The sequence below is a fragment of the Arthrospira sp. PCC 8006 genome, assembly GCF_046480465.1.
Classification (GTDB): Bacteria; Cyanobacteriota; Cyanobacteriia; order Cyanobacteriales; family Microcoleaceae; genus Limnospira; species Limnospira platensis.
Genome location: NZ_PKGG01000037.1, coordinates 12,236 through 33,111, shown reverse-complemented (window position 1 = coordinate 33,111; position 20,876 = coordinate 12,236). Strand labels below are relative to the sequence as shown.

Here is a 20,876-nt window from a genome sequence, read left to right as displayed (position 1 = left end):
TATGTTAGCCACCGTGCCCTACAAAAGCAGCTTTACCCAAAAGACCACCCGCTGTATATTTACCCCACCCAGAACAGCCTCAGAGCCATCTCTCGTAGTGATATTCAGAATTTCCATAGAACTTATTATCGCCCTGATGGGACAGTTTTGGTAGTGGTTGGAGATTTTGATTCACAGTTGATGCGATCGCAAATCGAAACCCAATTGGGCTCCTGGAAAAACCAAACCACCGCCCGCAAAAATCCCTGGCCTCCCGTTTCCCTCCCCGCCAAATTTGTCTGGCTACAGGAAGAGATACCCGGTCTAGTGGAGTCAGTCACAGTCATGGGACATCCTAGCATAGACCGCCACGATTCCCGCTATTATGCAGCCCTAATTCTTAACCACATCTTAGGTGGTAGCACCTTGTCAAGTCGCCTAGGACTGGAATTGCGCGATCGCCACGGACTCACCTATGGCGTGTATAGTTGGTTTAATTGCGCCTGGGGTTGGGGTTCTTTCAATATCGAAATGCAAACCGCACCGGAAAACGCAGCATTAGCAATCGAGAAAACCCTCGCCCTACTCAAACAAGTTCAGCAACAGGGAGTTACCCCCTCCGAAGTGGAAACCGCTAAACATAGTCTAATTTCTAGCGATCGTGTAGCTTTGGGAGACCCAGACTTTCTCGCTGGTATAATCATGTGGAATGAAATCTTCCAATTTCCCCCCACAGAACTTAATCAATTTTACCAAAAAATCGACGCGGTAACTCCCTCATTAGTTAACCAAGTCGCCCGGGAACTGATCCACCCCGATCGCCTAGTTGTTGTCACTTCCAAACCAGCTATTCCCACAGCCTCCGTAGGGCGTGTCACCACCCCCAAATAGAAGCAAACTAACCCACAGCTTTGAGGGTGCATCATCACCAGCAAATCCGCAGAAACCCCCGCTGATTAGCTACTAAATGACGCACCCCGTAAATACCTAATCAATTATTATTGATTATAGCGATTCGGTGGATTGGTGAGGTACTTTTCAAAGCCTCCTTCGACAAGCTCAGGACAAGCCTCTCCCAATAGGGGAGAGGGGTTTGGGGTGTAGACGCGCAGCGGCTTCTCTTTGAGTGGGCTGTACCTTAATGGATATGAGAAACGCTATATCCACCAGAGTAATTAGATAATTCCCGTTCCTTTACCTCGGTTATCTTCAGACATAGTTAACTTACCTTCTTCGTCCGTTTCATTAACTTCTTTAAGGGTTTCGACTCGTTCGGCTTGTTCCGCCTGTTCTTGTTCGCGTAAATCACCAGGTTCCTCAACGTACATTTCTGGTTCAATGGCAAAATTATCTAATAGTCCTTCTCGACTTATACGATAACCAGCCGTAGTATCTGTAGTTCCTTCCGCCGCGTCAGGAGTCTTTTTAAAGTTCTCGCCTTCTCTTTCCATGCGGGCGGCTGTTTCCGCCGACATAATGTTGCGATCGTAGTTAGCACCTGCTGTAGCTTGATTATTTTTTTGAGTTGCCATGATTTAATTTTCTCCAATTTAGTGCTAGAATAGTTAAGTTGTCTTGTGTTGCTGGGTGAATGAATTACCCTATTTATTAATGTTGGGAACCACATTCGGGCGTTCTTTATCCTCCCAACCGACAGGACGCTTAGAGTTATACCAAGCAATAGAACCAATAGAAGCTGCTGCAATAAACCCTACTACTAAGGATAAAGTGGCAGCCACTGGAAAATGAGGCGCATTTGTTGCCACTTCACCTAAGACTAAATTAATATCCATAAACAGATATTTTCCTCACAAATCAGCATTAACCCCATACTATCGGTTAATCTCTATCGGGTCTTCTACCTGTGGTGGTACATTAATCATCAATTGCATCATCCTAAAGTTCAATACCCATCATTAGTAGGGTGCGTCAGATACTGCCAAGCGAATAAATAGCCGATAATTAATTGCTGACGCACCGAGCCCATCATTAGTAGGGTGCGTCAGATACTGCCAAGCGAATAAATAGCCGATAATTAATTGCTGACGCACCGAGCCCATCATTAGTAGGGTGCGTCAGATACTGCCAAGCGAATAAATAGCCGATAATTAATTGCTGACGCACCGAGCCCATTATTAGTAGGGTGCGTCAGATACCGCCAACCGAATAAATAGCCGATAATTAATTGCTGACGCACCGGAAAAATCATCTATTATTCTCTACAACTGATTAATTTCTTTGCGGAGGGCCGTTTCCACCCGTTGCCATTCAGCCTGGGTTTCTGCAAAGCGTTCAACCGCACTACCAGTAACAAAACATTCCACCTCTGGGCTATCACTTTCCATCCCCGCACGTCCCATATATTCAAGTTCCTTGCAAAACTCAGAAAATCTAAGGGCTCCCAGTTGTGCGCTACTAGATTTTAACGTATGGGCGGACTCTTTTAAGCCTTTAGGGTCTTGGGCATCAATAGCTTTACGCATACCATCAATATGTTGGGGTGCTTCCTGTAAATAGGTAGCAATTAGCAAATCGACAAAAGGATCATCTTCATCATCATATTCCCTGAGATTTTCCAAAACCTGATGATCTATGGGACTATTATCGGTCATTAATTCTTCCTCAACAGTATGATTATTGAGAATTTTGTGCCCATTAGCTTCAGTAACATCAACAACCATAACCTGTCCATTGGGACTACCCCCATTTGTACTTTGTTGAGGGATGGTTGTAGATTTAACCCGATATCCATTTTGAGCAGATACTTCGTGAACTTCAGTTACCGTGGGAGAAATGGGATGACATTTAGCTAAGGCTTCAGCTAAAGCCTCCCGGCGCACAGGTTTAGTAATATAATCATCCATACCTGCATTCAAACACATTTCGCGATCGCCTTGCATAGCATTAGCAGTCATCGCAATAATTCTAGGTTTCCGTGGACCCATATCGCTACCATCTGAGTAGGCGGCGCAGATATGTTTAGAAGTCTCCAAGCCATCCATTTCCGGCATTTGTACATCCATCAAAATTACATCATACTGTTGTCGGTTTAAGGCATCGAGAACCTCCAACCCATTACCAGCAATATCAGCGCGATACCCCAAACGTTCTAATAGTTTAATCGCTACTTTTTGGTTAGTGACATTATCTTCAGCCAATAAAATCCGCAAATTGGCATGAGGTTGAGGAATTGCCGGGTCATAGCCAGACTCAGCATTCTTAATATGATAGTGTTTTTCAATAGTCTGGCTATCAGCAAAAATCTGCATCAGGGTATTGTAAAACTGAGATTGTTTGAGAGGCTTGTTAACCAATCCCGCCACATTAACACCCTGGGCTTCTAGTCGTCGCAGTGAATCGGTATTGCTGGCATAATTAAACATGACTAAATTAAAAGGTTTTTGGCGGTATTTACCAGCAATCATCTGTTTTTCTAATTGGCGAATACGACTCGCTAGGGTGGCTTCATCCATATCAGGCAAATTGATACCTAAAATAATCAAATCTAATTCGGGGTTATCATGCAAAACCTTTAAGGCATCAGCGCCAGTTTTGACGCGCACGGGAACCATACCCCAAGATTTAACCTGACGGATAAGCAGTTTTTGATTAATGTCGTGATGTTCAACAATTAACACTTTCTTACCATGAAGGAAATCATCACTAAATTCTCCCAAATCGGGGGTATTAAATCCGCTACAAACTATGGTAAAATAGAAGATAGAGCCAGGTCTGAACACCTGTGGGCGCACAAAGTCGGGGGGAGGATTTCCGGCGACACTAGATATCAAAGATGAGGTTTCATCGTGATATTCATCGAGCAAATTTACCCAACTAGCCACCCACATTTTCCCATTCATTAATTGACTCAACCGCTGAGAAATTGCCAAACCTAAACCCGTGCCTCCATATTCCCTAGTGGTGGAAGCGTCAACTTGAGAAAAGGCTTTAAATAGGCGATCTATCCGGTCGGGAGGAATGCCAATTCCGGTATCTCTGACTTCAAATTGCAGGACGTAATGACTTTCAGTAAAATCAGAATCATCAAATTTTTTGACATCTTTTTTGGCATCGGGATGGGTAGCTTTCACTGCTAAAATTACCTCGCCTTCGGAGGTAAACTTAATAGCATTACTGACCAAATTAACCAACACTTGACGCAGGCGAGTGACATCACCCAGGATAGTTTTAGGAGTGGAAGGATCTATGATATAAGCCAACTCTAAACCCTTTTCGGCGGCGCGCCCAGACAGCAATTCTAGACACTCTTCGAGACAGTTACGGAGTTTAAAAGGTTGCTTTTCTAGTTCGAGTTTACCAGATTCAATTTTGGAGAAATCTAGGATATCATTAATAATGGTTAAAAGGGCATCGCCACTGGTGCGGATAGTTTCGACAAAATCTCGCTGTTCGGGGGTTAATTCCATATCTAATAGTAACCCGGTCATGCCAATTACTGCATTCATAGGAGTGCGGATTTCGTGGCTCATGGTTGCCAGAAATTCACTTTTAGCACGACTAGCAATTTCGGCGGCGAGTTTGGCTTCTTCTAAGGCTTGATTTTTGGCTTCGAGGGCGCGATGGCTTTTGACTTCGGCTTCTAGTAATTTGGCTTGGGCGATGGTAATTCCTACTTGGGAGGCGACATCTTCGAGAAATTCGATTTCGTCTCGGTTCCACTCGCGCATTTGTTGGCATTGATGCAACATAATAATGCCGTTGGGTTCGTCTTGATAGGAAGTGCGAACGGCTAACATGGATTTTAAGGCCATGCGACGACAGAGGGGAATGGAAGATTCCAGTAAAGGCTCGGAAAAAACATCGGTAGATGCGATCGCTCTATCAGAGGTGAGGAGTGCTTCAATATAGGGATTATAAGATACAGAAATTTCCAGCTTGAGGGTAGACTCATAGCCAGTTTCTAGGTATTCTGCCACACAGGTTAGGTGTGGGTAAGGTTCGGGAATATAGGTATAAATAGAACAGCGGTTAACAGCAAATACCCGACCAATTTGGCTGGCGGTAGTTTGAAATACTTCTTGGGTTTCCAGTTTAGAGCGAACTTTATGGGTAATTTCTTTAAGTAATACTAGATGCTGATTTTGTTGCTGAAGTGCTTGCGCCGCCTGTTCGCGAGCAATTTCACTACCAATATAGGTAGCCATGAGTTTCAGGATTTCCTTTTCAATGGCTCGAAATTTTGAGCGGGGCTGATAACTCAGGAAACTGAGGGTTCCATAGTCTCTACCACTGACGGTGACTTTTACGCCTAGATAGGCTTCAAAACGGCGCACAGCGTAGGCTGGGTGGTCTTTCCAGGGGGAATTCTGGAGTGATTCGATACCTACTACCTCATCAGACCCGGCGGATTCTCCTTCTAAGGTTTGATGGAGGGCGAGGGTATCGCCTTTGGCAAATCCGAAGGTCAAATTTTCAGGAATACGGGTGGCGATCACTTCATAGCGCCCCCCCCAGACGCGCCCTAGCAGTCCTATTTCCACACCAAAGCGATCGCATCCCATTTGTAAAAGACGGGTGATACGGGTATCAAAATCGGCGTTAGAACCAATAGTTGCTTCATAAAGCTGAGTCATCGCCTCGGATCTTTCTTGCAATTCGTTGGGCCAGGTGCATTGTGGGGGGACAGACGGGACCGGAACCCTCGGCGAATTTTTAACTTCTGGCTGGGACTGAACTTGCTGGGCGAGTTTAGCTAGGGCGGCGTGCATCGATTGGGGACGCAATGCACCCATAAGGATGGTGCTAGGGGACATAACGCTGATGGGATAGTTGCGCTCATCCATCACTACTAGGGGTAGTTGGTGATAGTATTTCCCCATAACTCTCAGGGCGGCTCCTAGGGTAATGCGCGATCGCACAATTACGGCTGGGTTATTACAGATGCTATGGGCTGGGGTTGTGTAAAAATCCACCCCTAAAGCTACCAGGGTGAGAATATCTTGGCTGGTGACAACTCCCACTAATTTAATCGCCTGTTTATCGGAATTGGGTGCTGATGTGTTCTCTGGGGGGGGGACGGTTTCCGTGACAACTACAGATGGCACTCTGTACCTGGACATTAACTTAGTTATATGGAAAATCGACGAGGAGGAGGGGGCGTGAACTAGCCTAGATGTCTGATTGTTGGCAATTTGACTCAGTTGGATTACGTCTTCTGGTACAAAGGTCTGTTGGGACTGAGGAGCGACGGACGAGGGACGACGACCATTGGCAGAATAGGATGATGACTGAGGCTTTTTCTGGCTTTTATTGCTCCGAGATAGACAGAGGAAATTTTCCGGACAGATCATCCCGGTGACTTCCCCCCGATCATTGACAATGGGTAAATGGTGGATCTGGTTTTGCTCAAAGTAAGCAAACAGGGTAAAGATATCGGTCAGGTCCGACTCTTTGGCGCTAATCACAGACCGAATCATAATCCGAGAGATGGGAAACCCACAGAGGCGATCGTTAATTGAGCAAAGTTCCACGATATCCTGGACTGTAAAAATCCCCACCAATACAGAATATACTTCCTGAAGAGTGGTGTGATCACAACTAACCACTTTTTCCGGTTTTTCTACAATCAATACATAGCTTGACCTGTTGCTACTCATCAGCAAAATGATATCTTCGACAAGAGTATCTGGCTTGGTCGTCAGGGGTTTGCGGTTGATTGCTTGAAAAATGGAGGGAATAAACATGGGACAGCTTCTGGTGATTGGGATTGGATTCGGTGAGATAGGGAGTGATGGAACATCATTGACTCAAAATGACAAGGGGGCTTAGTGGTTGGGGGGGGTAAAACCCCCTTTACTATCTCCAGGATAAATTGTATTTGGGGTAAATGTCTGATCTATTTTCCCTTGCATCGGCCCTAATCTATATAAAATAAAGATTAGGGCTACTTTCAGGGAATCTGAGGGTCATAAATTTCAGCTTACTGATCAGGCTACATCTCCCTTAGAGATTTCCCCCCTACTACTATTGTCAACTTAACCGCCCAGTATTCCCAAATAATCCCTAGTTGGGATCGTTGATGGTCAATGGTATGCTGGGGAATAACTTAAACTCAAGGTTATACACTGCCCACTATCTGCTTCTATGGCTATTTTGGATTCTAAAGGTCGCTTGTTCGCAAAGGTGAGCATTCTCGACCTCGGCGCTGCGGCTGTCATTTTGCTGGTGATTGTCGGAATTTTCTTTTTCCCGGGAACTTCTGGGTCGGTGGCTCAAATTGGGGTCACGACTAAACCTGTGGAAGTTGATGTAATTGCTTTGGGGATGCGTGGACGTAATCCCCAGGATTTTCTCAAGGCTGGAGAAAAGACTAATCTGATTATCCGTAACCAACCCTATGGACAGGTGGACATTAAAGCGGTTGAGTTTCTACCTCGGACTATCCCAGTTACCCAACCTGACGGGAGTTTGAGGGCTCTACCTGACCCAACGGCTGATTTTATTTTCAGTAACAATATTTTGCTCACTTTGGAGGGCCAGGGTCAAGTTACTAATACGGGTCCGGTTTTGGGTAATGTCAAAATTCGCATTGGTAATACGGTAGAACTAGAGGGAAACACCTACAATTTTAACGCCAGTGTGGTTGATATTCGAGTCCAGGATTAATGGTGGGTTGATTTCATGCGGATTAAAATTTGTGGCATAACCCGACTTGACCAAGGACAGGCGATCGCCTCTTTGGGGGCGACTGCTTTGGGGTTTATTTGTGTTCGGGCTTCCCCTCGCTATATCCACCCAGACCAAATTCGGGCGATTACCTCTGATCTACCAGACAGGGTAGACCGGATTGGGGTTTTTGCTAATGCCACTTTTGAGGAAATCTGGGAAACTTTCCATCAGGCTAAATTAACGGGGGTACAACTTCATGGGGATGAATCCCCCTTATTTTGCGATCGCCTACGACAAGAACTTCCCCATGGTGAGTTAATTAAAGCTATCCGGGTTAAAACTCCGCAATCTCTCACCCTAGCCAACAGCTTTATTCCCCATGTAGATGCTTTGCTGCTAGATGCCTATCATGGTCAACAGTTGGGGGGGACTGGTCTCACCATAGATTGGCAATCTTTGGGTGAGTTTCGCCCTGCCATACCCTGGTTTTTGGCGGGGGGACTTAATCCTGATAATATCATTGAAGCCCTTAGTTGCCTAAACCCTGACGGGATAGATTTGTCTAGTGGAGTAGAGCGATCGCCTGGAGACAAGGATATTGCTAAAGTTACTCAACTATTTGAGAAGTTAAACCTGACCAAATCCCCCTTTCATCCCTCGGAAAATTTGCTATAACTCCTGATTAGATTGTACCATTAATCAACAGAGAAAAACAACTATACCCCTCTGGGGAATGAGTATCTAATGACTACTGATCAACCCCTTGGTTCTGTGATTCAAGGTTCCTTGACAAAGGGACTGGAAGTGCGACTACACGCCGATGTTTCCGTCGAGGACATGAGAGTTGGTAAGTTTTTGGTAGTCTATGGAGTGCGATCGCATTTCTTTTGTTTACTAACTGATGTCTGTCTAGGAACCTCTAGCCCCCGCATTCTTAGCAATCCTCCACTACCGGAAAATGATTTTCTCCAAGCTGTGTTAGCCGGAAACAGCACCTATGGAACTATTGAACTTAGTCCCATGTTGATGCTGAATCGGGATGTCTGCGATCGCTATGATATTCAACTCAAAGTTAACGGAAATGGTAACGGTGCCGCCTCTTTTCAACCTAACACCAATACCGAAGAGTTTGAACTACTCCCCGTTAAAACTATCCCCAGCCACTTCTCCCAGGTCTACGAAGCTAAGGAAAGAGATTTTCGGGTGATTTTTGGCTGGGAAGATGACCCCCAACGACGTAATTTTGCGATCGGGGAACCTATTGATATGCAAGTTCCCGTCTGTCTCGATCTCGATCGGTTTGTGGAACGCAGTAACGGTGTTTTTGGGAAATCGGGAACCGGAAAATCTTTTTTAACCCGGTTATTATTATCAGGAATTATCCGTAAACAAGCGGCGGTTAACTTGATTTTTGATATGCACTCTGAATATGGTTGGGAGGCTGTATCGGAAGGCAAAAAATTTAATACCGTTAAGGGATTACGACAACTTTTTCCGAATCAAGTAGAAGTCTACACTCTTGACCCAGAGTCAACCCGCCGCCGGGGAATTCGAGACGCTCAAGAGTTGTATTTGAGTTATAACCAGATAGAGGTAGAAGATTTAAACTTAGTCCAACGAGAATTAAATCTCTCGGAAGCTGCTTTAGATAACGCTAATATTCTCTGTAGTGAGTTTGGTCAGGATTGGATCTCGCAACTGTTGGGGATGACTAATGAAGAAATCCAAATGTTTTGCGATGAACGCCGGGGTCATAAAGGGTCGATTATGTCCCTACAACGAAAGTTGATGCGTATGGAAAATTTGAAGTATATGCGCCCTACTTGTCCGTTTAATTATATCGATCGCATTCTTCAGTCTCTGTCAGCCGGAAAGCACGTTATTGTTGAGTTTGGTTCCCAGTCGGATATGTTATCCTATATGCTGGTAACTAATATGATTACCCGCCGCATTCACCAGTCCTATGTCCGAAAAGCTGAAACATTTTTGGCTTCTAAAAATCCTGGCGATCGCCCTCAACCTCTGGTAATTACCATCGAAGAAGCTCATAGATTTCTCGATCCAGCCGTGGTTAGGTCTACTATTTTTGGCACTATTGCTAGGGAAATGAGAAAGTATTTTGTCACCCTATTAATTGTTGATCAACGTCCGTCAGGAATTGACTCGGAGGTGATGTCTCAAATAGGGACTCGTATCACCGCTTTATTAAACGATGATAAGGATATCGATGCGATTTTTACTGGGGTTTCTGGTGGTCAAAATTTGCGATCGGTTTTGGCAAAATTAGACTCTAAACAACAGGCTTTAGTTTTAGGTCATGCCGTCCCTATGCCTGTGGTAATTCGCACTAGACCATACGATGAGACATTTTACCGCGAAATTGGAGATATAGCTTGGGAAGAAATGCCGGACGAGGTAGTTTTTGAAGCCGCTGCGACCGCCTTAGATGACCTGGGATTTTAGCGACGCTGCGATCGCTTTTGTTGCCAATATCGGAATAAGGGAAGACTCACAGTATAAATAGCGATCGCTGCTATTAATCCCATTACAGTCGATCCTAACAATAAAACCCCCGCCAATTCGGCCCCAGTTTCTACCAGTTCACTAAAGTCTTTAACTGATTGTAGATCGACATCATCAATCATTAGTGAAAATTGATTAATTCCTAGCAGCCACATTCCCACCTGAAAGTTAAAAAAGAACAGGGGAACATAAGTCAAGGGATTACTCACCCAAGTTCCCGCCACCGCTAGGAGTTTATGACCTCTTAAAATAACCGCAACCGCCACCCCGATAATCGCTTGAAACCCAAAAAATGGAAAAAAACCAGCAAACACACCCGCCGCCAGACCCCTCGCCAAATATTCTGGTTGTCCTCGCAGGCTAATTAACCGCAGATATACTAATCTTAACCACCGCCACCAATATACCCATATTCTTTTCTGCGGTGGATATTCAGATAATCGATACACAGATAGTTTCTCCTTGCTGTTATTTTTGCCATAGGAGTTTTTATTATACAACTTCTCCAGATTTTTGGGCATGATTTCATCAAATCATTGACAATTGAGCATTTTTCGGTGAATTGCTGAACCCATTAATTTTCTGGGGGTTCGGGGGTTGCCTCTTGCCTAATCCCAGCGAATATGCTATAATATATCCGCCACAAAACCGACATTAATTAGATTATCAAATATTCCGAATATATGTCAATTCCCCGTATCCATTCCGACACAATTGAGGAGGTTAAAGAAAGAGCTGATATTTATGATATCATCTCTGAAAAGGTGGTGCTTAAACGCCGTGGGAAAGACTTTGTGGGTCTGTGTCCATTCCATGAAGAAAAAAGCCCAAGTTTTACCGTGAGTCCCAGCAAACAGATGTACTACTGTTTTGGTTGTGGTGCGGCGGGAAATAGCATTAAGTTTTTAATGGAGTTGGATAAATCCTCCTTTTCTGATGTGGTTTTAGACCTGGCGCGACGCTATAATATCCCCCTCAAAACCGAATCGCCCGAACAGCATCAGGAGTTCCAAAAGACCCTTTCCTTGCGGGAAAAACTCTATGAGATTTTAGCGATCGCCACCAGTTTTTATCAACACGCACTCCGCCAACCCCAGGGAGAAGCAGCTTTAGAATATCTGAAATTTTCCCGCCGTCTGGGAGAGGAAACTATCCAGGAATTTCAGCTAGGTTATGCACCAGGGGGGTGGGAAAACATTTATAGTTATTTAGTCGAACAAAAAAACTTTCCTGTAGAATTAGTCGAAAAAGCCGGGTTAATTGTTCCCCGCAAAGCCGGGAATGGTTATTATGATCGTTTCCGCGATCGCCTAATTATTCCCATTTATGATATCCAGGGAAGAGTGATTGGTTTTGGGGGTCGCAGTTTAGGAGATGAACAGCCTAAATATCTAAATTCTCCCGAAACAGAACTATTTGATAAAGGGCGAACTTTGTTTTGTTTAGACAAGGCAAAAACGGCTATATCCAAACAAGATATGGCTGTAGTTGTTGAGGGTTATTTTGATGCGATCGCTCTCCATGCAGCCGGGATTAATTATGTGGTAGCATCCCTAGGAACCGCACTGAGTATTAATCAAATTCGTCTGCTGCTACGCTATACAGAATCCCAGCAAATTATCCTCAATTTTGATGCCGATGCAGCCGGGACTAAAGCCACAGAAAGAGCCATAGGAGAAATTGAAACTCTCGCCTATCGCGGGGAAGTAAACCTGAGAATTTTAAACCTTCCCAATGGGAAAGATGCCGATGAATATTTATATATTCACACCCGCCATGATTATCAGGATTTGGTAGCAAAAGCACCCTATTTTTTAGAATGGCAAATCAATCAAATTGTCGGCGGTAAAAACATCGAAAATGTCGCCGAATCACAGAGAATAGCCACAGCCATGGTGGAATTACTCCGCCGAGTCGAAGATTTAAACCAACGCACTGCTTATATTCAATCCTGCGCGGAAATTCTCAGCCAGGGTCAATCACGGTTAATTCCCATGTTAGCCGACAGTCTACGAAAACAGATTAATAAACCAGTAAATAAGCATCATCAAGCATCTACGGCTACTAAATCAAATATTATTTCCGCTAAACGTGACCGAACTCTGTTAGAAGAAGCCGAAAGTTTGTTGCTGCGGATTTATCTACACTGTCCAGAGTATCGACAGGAAATGATTAACGCTTTGGAGGCACAAAGTTTAGAATTTAGTTTAACAAAATATCGTTTTTTGTGGATGAAAATTGCGGAAATTGAGTTGAGTTTACAGGAACAGCAAGCCAGAGAAGATATTGATTTGATTGCCCAACTACAAAACTTTGATCGGGAACATTCATCAGAAATCTCGGAAGTGTCTCATTTATTCTACTTAAACGAAAATAATATCAATGATATTCAACGTCCTAGCATGGGGATTCGCACCGCCACAGCTTGCTTAGAATGGGTAATATGTGAAAAACGCTATCTTCAATATTTAGATAAGTGGAAAAACACTGATATTAAACTTAATTTAGAATTGGCTGAATACTATCAGCAGCAAATCTACGCCGAACAAAAACGCATGAAAGAATTAGAACAACTACGGATGGTTAAGTTTTCCGAGTTGACTTTTTAATGTGGTTTTTGAAAATAGCCTAAGACGGTCTCTGGTTAATTAAAAATGGTCTAAGAAACCGGATTAATTGTAAGAAAATTCTCATAAAATTATGGCTATCCTGATAGGGATAAAACCTCATGTATAGGGAAATGTAAACCCCTATACTAAAAACCTTTTGGCTATGTTAGCTAAAACCATGATTCTGTCTATTTATGCGATCGCAGGTATTTTAGCCATGACTCCCATGGTAGTCGCGAGTGAATTAAGAGAGGATCACCTATCAGAAGAGATCATCGAAGCCGCCTCCCGAGAGGAAGCGGAAGCCGATCGCATTCAGCAAACCAGACCCCCCAGAGGCTAATCAATTACAAATATTAGGATTAATCGCGGGGTTATCATTATGACGATTTAAATAATTTTGCAGGCGATCGCAAGCCTGATCAAGTAAATAATCAACCTGGTTAAAATTGCTATAATCCAACTCCCAAAACACCATGCGGTTATCAGCATCAGTAGCCACCAATATTTGGTCATCCGCACTAAAATTAACTGATAAAACCGGCTTAATTCCCACTTCCAGAGTCGTGATTAGCTGACCAGAACGATCCCACAGTTTCACCGTCCCATCCTGACTCGCAGAAGCCAGGATCTCCCCAGTTGAATTAAAACTCAAATCAAACACCACCCGGTTATGTCGTCCTATAGTAGTAGTTGTAATTGGTGTCCAGTCGGAAGTATTCCACAATTTCACCGAGCCATCCCCCGTCGCCACAGCCAGGAGAGTTCCATTAGGACTAAAAGCCACCTTAGAGAAGTGACTACCATGGGAAAGGTCGCGAATTAAAGAACCGTTGATATCCCAAATTTTAATAGTATTTTCACCCACAGAAGCCATGATTTTAGCTGGTTGATTAAAATCAATATCATTAATTCTATCTGTATGTCCAATCAGAGTAGTTTGTAATACTCCATTAAGATCCCATAACCGAATGATTTGATCATCACTAACCGAAGCAATTTTTTGACCATCAGGACTAAAACTGACAGTCCACACTGGGAAATCATGGTTGATAGTCCTTAAAACATCACCTTCTGTATTCCAAATTTTCACCGTTTTATCATTACTAGCAGAAGCAATTAGTTGACTATCAGGACTAAAGCTGATATTATTAACAGTATCGGTATGTTCATCAAACATTAGCCTAATATTTAGGGAATTAGTCTCCCAAATTATCGCCCTATTATTGCTAGATACTGAAGCTATTAACTTACTATTCGGGCTAAAAATAGCGTTATAAATATCACTAGGAGATTGCCAGACTCTGGGGAGGTTTTGTAGTCCCCAAAAACGGATAGAACCATCTGCACTGGCGGAAATTAGCGTTTGACTGTCGGGAGTAAAAATCGCCTGATTGACAGTATTTCTATGACCCCGGAGAGTAGAAACCAAAATTCCCTCATAGTTCCAAAGTTTGATAGTTGTATCGGTGCTGGCTGTCACAATAAGGCGACCATCAGCACTAAAATTAACGCTATTTACCGACTTTTCATGACCTGTTAAAGTTTTCGATAATGTTCCGTCAGGGTTCCACAGTTTCACCGTATTATCATTACTAGCAGAAGCCATAATTTGAGAGTCTGGACTAAATTTAACACTCCAAATTGCTTGGTCATGACCCTGAAAACTGTTGATTAATTCTCCCTGGCGATTCCATAATTTAATTACCCCCATTTCATCAGAGGAAACAATCAACTGTTCATCAGGACTAAAACTTACAGATAAAACCTCCGCTTCGTGTCCGGTTAATATGGCGATGGTGTCACCGTCACGACTCCACAGACGAATAGTTCTATCTTCACTCCCAGAGGCTAACTGCTGACCATCTGGACTAAAACTTAGCCATTGTATATCGCTGGTATGTCCTATTAGGGTGTTAATTAAAGTTCCATCAGGTCGCCAGAGTTTGATATTTTCATCCTCCCCCGCTGAAGCTATAATCGATTGTTGACCGGAGGAATGCGGACTAAAAACCACGCGGCGAATTTTGCGTTTATTGGCTAACCAACTTCCTATTAATTCCCGATTTTGGTTCCAGATCCTGATTGTACCATCTTGATCGCCTGATACTATTTGATCACCATCAGGGTTAACACTGACGCTGAGAATACCGCCAAAAGATTCGGAGAGGCGATCGCGTTCTCGGAATATATTATTAACTTCCCACAGAGAACTAGCCGTGCGGCGTTCAATTTCCGTAAGTGGTTCCCGTTGCAGAATTCTACCAGCTTCCATAGCAGTTAGGGAGGCTTTCAGTTGATCCGTTTCCCCTTTTAACAAAGCCAAATATTCATAATTAAACTTAGCTAATTTTAGCTGTTGTTCCTGGGTTTTAGTATTGAGCCACAACATTAATACTGCTATTGATAATAAACTCAACCCTATACATAAGCCAATCGTATTAACTAGCCTTTTCCTCAAAACTTGATTAATTTCGGTAATCTCCGCTTCGGCTTGCTGTCTTTTTTGTTTCTCCAGTTGCAGCTTAGAAACTAATTCACTACTCCGTTGTTCCCGAATAAAAGACACTAGGTAATCATGGACAAGCTGATAGCGTTCTTCTGGAATTTCTGGGAGTAAACAGACTAACCCAGATAACACAAATATTTTTAAGACTGTATCTAGTTGATCCGTGATTTTTAGGTTATCCGCTAAACTTTGTAAATCTCGATTCAAAGCATACCGAGTTTTTAAGGGTCGGTTGTTATATTCATCTGTCAGTAAATATAAGACTAATTCGGCGATGTCTTTATTTTCCGCACCACAGTCCGCCACTACTTCCTCTAAATAACTCTCTACTAACCGCCTTTTTGGTCCTTTTAGGCGATATTCTTCCAAGGTGGTGATTTGATTAGTGTAAAGTTGAGAACCGACAATTTGTAGTTCAATGGGTCGGACTTCTCCCGACTCTCCGGCTAATTCTTGTACCAGTTGCTTAATTAATTCCGGTTCTAAGATAAATTGAGTTTTAGCGGTTAAATTTTGAATAACTGAGGCGGCATCTTCCGGGACGAAATTACCTAAATAATAGAGAATATTCTTGTCTAAAATATTGTCGTTAACAGCATCAAAGTATTTTAAACGATTTCCTTCTAGCAGGTGGTGTAAGTAGTCCTGACGCAGTGCAAAAATAGTTTTAATATAGGGAATATTCAAACATTCCCGTAAAAATTGATAAAACTCTTCTCGCTTTTGGGGTTCTTTGGCGAACACAAAAAACTCTTCAAACTGATCGAAAATTAGAATAATCATTAAATTTCGATAATTCAGAACCTGTAGTTGGTCTAAAATTTCGGTCGGGTTAGTTAAAAAACCTGAGTCTAATTCACAGTTATCTAATTTGGATAAAGCTGTGGCGATCGCATTACTGAGTCCCCCCACCCAATTAGTGTAGGTTTTTTGATAAATCGGGATAACTTTCCGGGCTTGAATTAATGTATTTTGATTGTGAAGTTGGGGAATAATTCCGGCTTGTAACAAAGAACTTTTACCAACCCCCGATGGTCCATAAATTACCGTTAATTTATATCTGTCTTCCCCCAGACGTTTCATTAATTGGTCAATATCTTGCAATCTTCCCGAAGCCGTCATTTCGGAATTAATTAAAGTCTGATCGCCAGATTTGGGATAACTGGGATTAGTAATTAATTGGCTTTCCTGTAATGCTCCCGCACCGATAAAAGGCCGAAAACTAAACTGTTGTTCTATTTCCCGCTGTTGCTGTTTGACTTGATAGGCGGCGAGATATTCACCTTGTCTAAAATAGCTGTCGTGTAACTGGTGAAAAATTTTAATATATAGTTCTGGATCATAACACGGCTTCGTCAATTTCTGGGCGGTTTTTAAAGTAGCGATCGCCTCTTCATGTTCTCCCAAACCCTGTTGAGATCTCCCGAAACACAGCAAATACCATCCCCAATGATAAGAACGTTCCCAATCTAACTTGCGGAGATATTCGTATTGATTATGAACCTGGGAATTTTCCGATAAATTACTGTTGATAATTTCCAGAGATTTCTGTATAATATACTTAGCAGTTTTGAAGTTCCCATGAGCCAATTGTACTTCGGCTAAAAAGTGGTAAGCGCGAGCTGTCCTAAAGGAATGGGACTGGTTTTGATGCAAATCTAAAGCCCAATTAGCCACTTCGTCTAACTCTGACCAATTTTCCAAATAGTGTAATATTTCCCCCAAAGCGTTAATAAACTTAGCCACCAAATCCGGTCGATCAGCCGCCTCAAATTCCCGTAAAGACTGCCGATAATAGTCTGTGGCTTTAGCGCAGGCTTCCCACTTTTCCCCCCGGTTCATCATCCCATAGTAACGCCACCAAAAACCCAAATAAAACAGAACATGACCACAGCCTAAGCAGTTGTTAGTTTGCTGCCACAATGCTAAACTCCGTTCGTAATGCTGTAATGCTTCCTGAGTAGTATTATCGGCAATTCGACCTAGTATCAACTCTAAACTAGCTTCTAAATCCTGATCAAGAGTTACTCCCCGCTGTTGGAGATCCTGTTGTGCGGATTCTAGTTCATTGCGTAGGGGAGAACCCCTTTCCAACTCCAGGGTAGCCTCATCTAAAAAAATAGTTGCGCCGCTATCGAGTAACTGTTCTAAAATCTGATTAGTCGTCTGTTTCAGGAAGCCAATAAGATGCTCAGTTTCAACCTGGAAGTGAATTGTAGTGGCGAAACTATGAAAATCTGGGACTAAGCGAATCATCATCGACACCAATTGATCGCTGACCCACAAAATCAACGGAAACTCAAAATTGCGAAATTCCTCCCGCATTTGATTAGTCGCTTTGAGTACCCCTTGCAAATTATGCACCGACTCCAAGCCAAACACCATCAAAGCTGATGGCATTTCCCCCTCTAGGCTATCAAAAATGGTCGTATAGAGAGTTTTAGCCTTGGGGTCTAAAACTAATTCTCGAATGGGAAGAGGACAATCTACCCGCAACTGTTGCACAATAGTTTCCCGAACCAAACGGTAATTGCAACAGGCGAGAATCAACGAAAAATCACCCTGGAGGCGAGTAATACTGCGGATCAGAGTTCTGATCGCGTCTTGGTTAGCCTTTTCCCCATCGTACATTCTCAAATTCCATCACTTCTTGGTTAACCTGGTGCAACTTCTGCATCGCGCGATCGCACATCAACCTACTATCTAGCCGGGGAAAAGCGCTAAAATCATCTCAGCCTAGTTTCCCCTAAGCGATCGCATTAAACTCCTCACTTACCAACCGTCGCAGGATCTCCGTTACCTCTGCAGCCATACGAGCATCTAACCGGATTGATTCCTGATTATAATCTTGAAAATTGGTGATGGGAATAGCTCCCCGCAAAGTCATCGAGATAGTTCGTAATCGAGAAGGTTGTGTCGCCTGTCCAGTCTGGCTAGGAAGCCGATCTATAAACTGCACAAAGGCTACATAGGTGGTTTCAATGCTGTTGCGAACTTGACTAGGGCCATGTCCCAACTTCGACAGAATCACCGGAGCATAAATAACATCCGTCAATCCTAAAGCATCTAAGGCAACATCTACAAATCTAGCTGTATCCTGACCCAAAGCTGGAATCAGATATTTAAGGGTTTCCCAAGTCACCCCCGGTAGTTGAGCTTCCGGGGTTAGATGATAATGCCATCCTACCATAGAAATTATCCGAGTCAGATCATAGGCAGATAACAGATTCTGACCTCGCGGAGCATCCTCGACCGCAGATAATAGCACCTTTTGGCTTTTGGCATCCACCAATCGCGGATTTTGAATAAACGCATCCTCCCCGTAGTCCCCACGAAATTCTAGGTTTTGATTACCTGTGATTTTGATGAGCCAACGTTCCAAACCTGAACGGGACTCAAATCGTTTGAGCATCCCTGACAAGGCGTTAGAGGTGGCGATTTTTCTTCTGTAGCTGACGATATCCGCCATAGCATCAACAAAGGAAAAATCCGGCTTGCGGCCTTGAGGATCTCGAAATACCCAGTTCCCAATCTTAGCATCAGGGAATTTAGTATTTACCTGGGATAATATATTTAAGCCTGCTATAATCTTGGTGGTAGTGCGAAACTGGACACTCTCCAGGGCGTTTTTTATCATCCAGATAGTTTGGAATTGGTCATCAATAAACCGACCTACACAAACGCAAGCCTGTAGAATCTCCGGGTCCAGGAAGTTAAGGTAGGTAGTGTTGATTTTGGGAACTTTTCCTCGACTAGGATAGGGGCTAAAATCCATGGGTTTTTGTTCCAAGTAAATCGGATAGTTGGAAAGTTCAACTTGATATGGGGAATTTTCAATCCCTCTATCCAAAAAGGCCAATTGGCTGGCATTCGCTTCCTGGTCTAATTCTATTTGCAGGAACTTCTCAAAAACAGCAGCCCGGTTTTTAGCTTGTGCGAGCAAGGTCTGGTTCATTGTGGTCTATTCGGGGTTGTGCATTTTCTCGAATGCGATCGCATTCCCAATCATATCATCGGCAGCATAAGTTAAGATAAGAGACAATGTACAATCTCATTATTGTTGCTCAATTGCTACATCGCTTATGTCTACTCTAGCACCAGTAAAAACCGAGTATGAGGCTGTCATAGGCTTAGAAACCCACTGTCAGCTTAGTACCGAAACTAAAATCTTCTCTAACTCCTCGACCCAGTTTGGTGCTGACCCTAACACCAATATTGATCCCATCTGTCTAGGTCTGCCGGGAGTGCTTCCGGTTTTAAATCAAAAGGTGTTAGAGTATGCAGTTAAAGCCGCCTCAGCCCTTAATTGTGAAATTGCGCCCTATAGTAAGTTCGATCGCAAACAATATTTTTATCCAGATCTGCCCAAAAATTATCAGATTTCCCAATTTGATCTACCTATTGCTACTAATGGCTGGCTGGAAATTGAGATTGTCGATGAGAATAATAATCCTATCCGTAAACGCATAGGTATTACCCGCCTCCACATGGAAGAAGATGCGGGAAAACTTGTTCATGGAGGTAGCGATCGCCTATCGGGTTCTACTTATTCTATGGTAGACTTTAATCGGGCAGGTATCCCCCTAGTCGAAATTGTCTCAGAACCTGATATCCGTTCCGGTTTAGAAGCCGCTGAATACGCCCAAGAATTGCGCCGCATTGTCCGCTATTTAGGGGTTAGTGATGGGAATATGCAAGAAGGTTCCCTACGCTGTGATGTGAATATTTCCGTGCGTCCCGTCGGTCAAAAAGAATTTGGCACTAAAGTTGAAATTAAAAACATGAACTCCTTTAGTGCAATTCAAAGGGCGATCGACTACGAAATAGAACGCCAAATTGCCGCCCTAGAAGCCGGAGAGTCTCTTGTTCAAGAAACCCGTCTCTGGGAAGAAGGCAGCCAACGCACTATCAGTATGAGAAGTAAAGAGGGTTCCAGCGATTACCGCTATTTCCCAGAACCTGACCTTCCTCCTATTCAAGTATCAGCGGAACAATTGAAACAATGGAAGTCGGAATTACCAGAACTTCCCGCCCAAAAACGACACCGTTACGAGACGGACTTGGGATTATCTGCCTATGATACCCGTGTACTCACGGACGATCGCACCGTGGCGGAATATTTCGAGGCTACAGTAGCAGCAGGCGCAGATACTAAACAAGCGGCTAACTGGTTAATGGGGGATATTACGGCCTATCTGAAAAATGAAAAACTGGCAATTAATGACATTCCCCTTAAACCCGCTGAACTAGCGGAACTAATTGCTCTGATTGGCGACAATACCATTAGTGGTAAAATCGCTAAAGATATCCTGCCGGAACTTTTGACTAAGGGTGGTTCCCCTAAACAACTGGTTGAGAAAAAAGGCTTAATCCAGATTTCTGATACAGGGGAATTAGAAGCGATTATCGATGAAGTTATAGCTAGTCATCCCCAGGAAGTTGAAAAATTCAAGGCTGGTAAAACTAAGCTAAAAGGTTTCTTTGTGGGACAGGTTATGAAGAAAACCCAAGGACGCGCCGACCCGCAGTTAACTAACAAGTTAATCTCTCAAAAGCTGGAAGGTTAGTTAGTTCTTTTAAGCCTCTCTCTCCCTTCTACGGAGAGGGTTGCTACGCCCTCCCCTTAA

General features: G+C 43.4%; 15 protein-coding genes. 7 read left to right on the top strand and 8 right to left on the bottom strand.

The genetic code is table 11. The features are described from left to right. The coding region (locus B9T16_RS08295; RefSeq protein ID WP_410244521.1) for a M16 family metallopeptidase at positions 1–870 on the top strand (870 nt) is incomplete at its 5' end. A gap of 284 nt (positions 871–1,154) precedes the next feature. Here B9T16_RS08295 and B9T16_RS08290 read toward each other — a convergent pair. From B9T16_RS08290 to B9T16_RS08270, 5 genes are all read right to left on the bottom strand, one after another. Next, entirely contained in the window at positions 1,155–1,511 is a 357-nt protein-coding gene (locus B9T16_RS08290; protein ID WP_006615856.1) for a hypothetical protein, read from the bottom strand. A gap of 69 nt (positions 1,512–1,580) precedes the next feature. After that, positions 1,581–1,772 (bottom strand): photosystem II assembly protein Psb35, encoded by a 192-nt coding sequence (gene psb35 / locus B9T16_RS08285; RefSeq protein WP_006615857.1) that lies wholly within the window; start codon positions 1,770–1,772, stop codon positions 1,581–1,583. Positions 1,773–1,895: 123 nt separating this feature from the next. After that, the gene (locus B9T16_RS08280) at positions 1,896–2,030 is read right to left on the bottom strand and encodes a hypothetical protein (protein ID WP_410244520.1); all 135 of its coding nucleotides are present in this window, start codon (positions 2,028–2,030) and stop codon (positions 1,896–1,898) included. A gap of 11 nt (positions 2,031–2,041) precedes the next feature. Then, the gene (locus tag B9T16_RS08275) at positions 2,042–2,188 is read right to left on the bottom strand and encodes a hypothetical protein (RefSeq protein ID WP_410244519.1); all 147 of its coding nucleotides are present in this window, start codon (positions 2,186–2,188) and stop codon (positions 2,042–2,044) included. 10 nt (positions 2,189–2,198) lie between these two features. Then, entirely contained in the window at positions 2,199–6,683 is a 4,485-nt protein-coding gene (locus B9T16_RS08270) for a response regulator (RefSeq protein WP_410244518.1), read from the bottom strand. A gap of 400 nt (positions 6,684–7,083) precedes the next feature. On the opposite strand from B9T16_RS08270, the gene B9T16_RS08265 reads away from it, so the two are divergent. The 3 genes from B9T16_RS08265 to B9T16_RS08255 all read left to right on the top strand — a co-directional run bounded on the left by B9T16_RS08265 (position 7,084) and on the right by B9T16_RS08255 (position 10,071). Beyond that, complete coding sequence (locus tag B9T16_RS08265) at positions 7,084–7,605, top strand: DUF4330 domain-containing protein (RefSeq protein WP_006618603.1); 522 nt, start codon at positions 7,084–7,086, stop codon at positions 7,603–7,605. A 15-nt stretch (positions 7,606–7,620) separates the two neighbouring features. Next, positions 7,621–8,283, top strand: a complete 663-nt coding sequence (locus tag B9T16_RS08260) for a phosphoribosylanthranilate isomerase (protein ID WP_006618602.1) — start codon at positions 7,621–7,623, stop codon at positions 8,281–8,283. A 69-nt stretch (positions 8,284–8,352) separates the two neighbouring features. Further along, complete coding sequence (locus tag B9T16_RS08255) at positions 8,353–10,071, top strand: helicase HerA domain-containing protein (RefSeq protein WP_006618601.1); 1,719 nt, start codon at positions 8,353–8,355, stop codon at positions 10,069–10,071. On the opposite strand, the gene B9T16_RS08250 is transcribed toward B9T16_RS08255, so the two are convergent. After that, the gene (locus B9T16_RS08250; RefSeq protein WP_006618600.1) at positions 10,068–10,652 is read right to left on the bottom strand and encodes a DUF2062 domain-containing protein; all 585 of its coding nucleotides are present in this window, start codon (positions 10,650–10,652) and stop codon (positions 10,068–10,070) included. The genes B9T16_RS08255 and B9T16_RS08250 overlap by 4 nt on opposite strands. 162 nt (positions 10,653–10,814) lie before the next feature. On the opposite strand from B9T16_RS08250, the gene dnaG reads away from it, so the two are divergent. Further along, entirely contained in the window at positions 10,815–12,740 is a 1,926-nt protein-coding gene (gene dnaG / locus B9T16_RS08245; protein WP_410244517.1) for a DNA primase, read from the top strand. 163 nt (positions 12,741–12,903) lie between these two features. Continuing rightward, entirely contained in the window at positions 12,904–13,083 is a 180-nt protein-coding gene (locus B9T16_RS08240; RefSeq protein WP_410244516.1) for a hypothetical protein, read from the top strand. Here B9T16_RS08240 and B9T16_RS08235 read toward each other — a convergent pair whose 3' ends face one another. Both B9T16_RS08235 and B9T16_RS08230 read right to left on the bottom strand, forming a co-directional pair. Further along, the gene (locus tag B9T16_RS08235; protein ID WP_410244515.1) at positions 13,084–17,880 is read right to left on the bottom strand and encodes an eIF2A-related protein; all 4,797 of its coding nucleotides are present in this window, start codon (positions 17,878–17,880) and stop codon (positions 13,084–13,086) included. Between the two features lie 115 nt (positions 17,881–17,995). After that, positions 17,996–19,204: a hypothetical protein gene (locus tag B9T16_RS08230; protein ID WP_410244514.1), complete on the bottom strand. Its 1,209-nt coding sequence runs from the start codon at positions 19,202–19,204 to the stop codon at positions 17,996–17,998. A 127-nt stretch (positions 19,205–19,331) separates the two neighbouring features. On the opposite strand from B9T16_RS08230, the gene gatB reads away from it, so the two are divergent. Then, positions 19,332–20,816 (top strand): Asp-tRNA(Asn)/Glu-tRNA(Gln) amidotransferase subunit GatB, encoded by a 1,485-nt coding sequence (gatB, locus tag B9T16_RS08225; protein ID WP_317269136.1) that lies wholly within the window; start codon positions 19,332–19,334, stop codon positions 20,814–20,816. The last annotated feature ends 60 nt before the right edge of the window (positions 20,817–20,876 follow it).

Coding starts and splice junctions, on each gene's coding strand:
- B9T16_RS08290 (WP_006615856.1), bottom strand. CDS start 1,511: ATGGCAACTCAAAAAAATAATCAAGCTACAGCAGGTGCTAACTACGAT.
- B9T16_RS08250 (WP_006618600.1), bottom strand. CDS start 10,652: ATGCCCAAAAATCTGGAGAAGTTGTATAATAAAAACTCCTATGGCAAA.
- B9T16_RS08235 (WP_410244515.1), bottom strand. CDS start 17,880: ATGTACGATGGGGAAAAGGCTAACCAAGACGCGATCAGAACTCTGATC.
- B9T16_RS08240 (WP_410244516.1), top strand. CDS start 12,904: ATGTTAGCTAAAACCATGATTCTGTCTATTTATGCGATCGCAGGTATT.
- B9T16_RS08260 (WP_006618602.1), top strand. CDS start 7,621: ATGCGGATTAAAATTTGTGGCATAACCCGACTTGACCAAGGACAGGCG.
- B9T16_RS08265 (WP_006618603.1), top strand. CDS start 7,084: ATGGCTATTTTGGATTCTAAAGGTCGCTTGTTCGCAAAGGTGAGCATT.
- B9T16_RS08230 (WP_410244514.1), bottom strand. CDS start 19,204: ATGAACCAGACCTTGCTCGCACAAGCTAAAAACCGGGCTGCTGTTTTT.
- B9T16_RS08255 (WP_006618601.1), top strand. CDS start 8,353: ATGACTACTGATCAACCCCTTGGTTCTGTGATTCAAGGTTCCTTGACA.
- B9T16_RS08270 (WP_410244518.1), bottom strand. CDS start 6,683: ATGTTTATTCCCTCCATTTTTCAAGCAATCAACCGCAAACCCCTGACG.
- psb35 (WP_006615857.1), bottom strand. CDS start 1,772: ATGGATATTAATTTAGTCTTAGGTGAAGTGGCAACAAATGCGCCTCAT.
- dnaG (WP_410244517.1), top strand. CDS start 10,815: ATGTCAATTCCCCGTATCCATTCCGACACAATTGAGGAGGTTAAAGAA.
- gatB (WP_317269136.1), top strand. CDS start 19,332: ATGTCTACTCTAGCACCAGTAAAAACCGAGTATGAGGCTGTCATAGGC.
- B9T16_RS08275 (WP_410244519.1), bottom strand. CDS start 2,188: ATGATTTTTCCGGTGCGTCAGCAATTAATTATCGGCTATTTATTCGGT.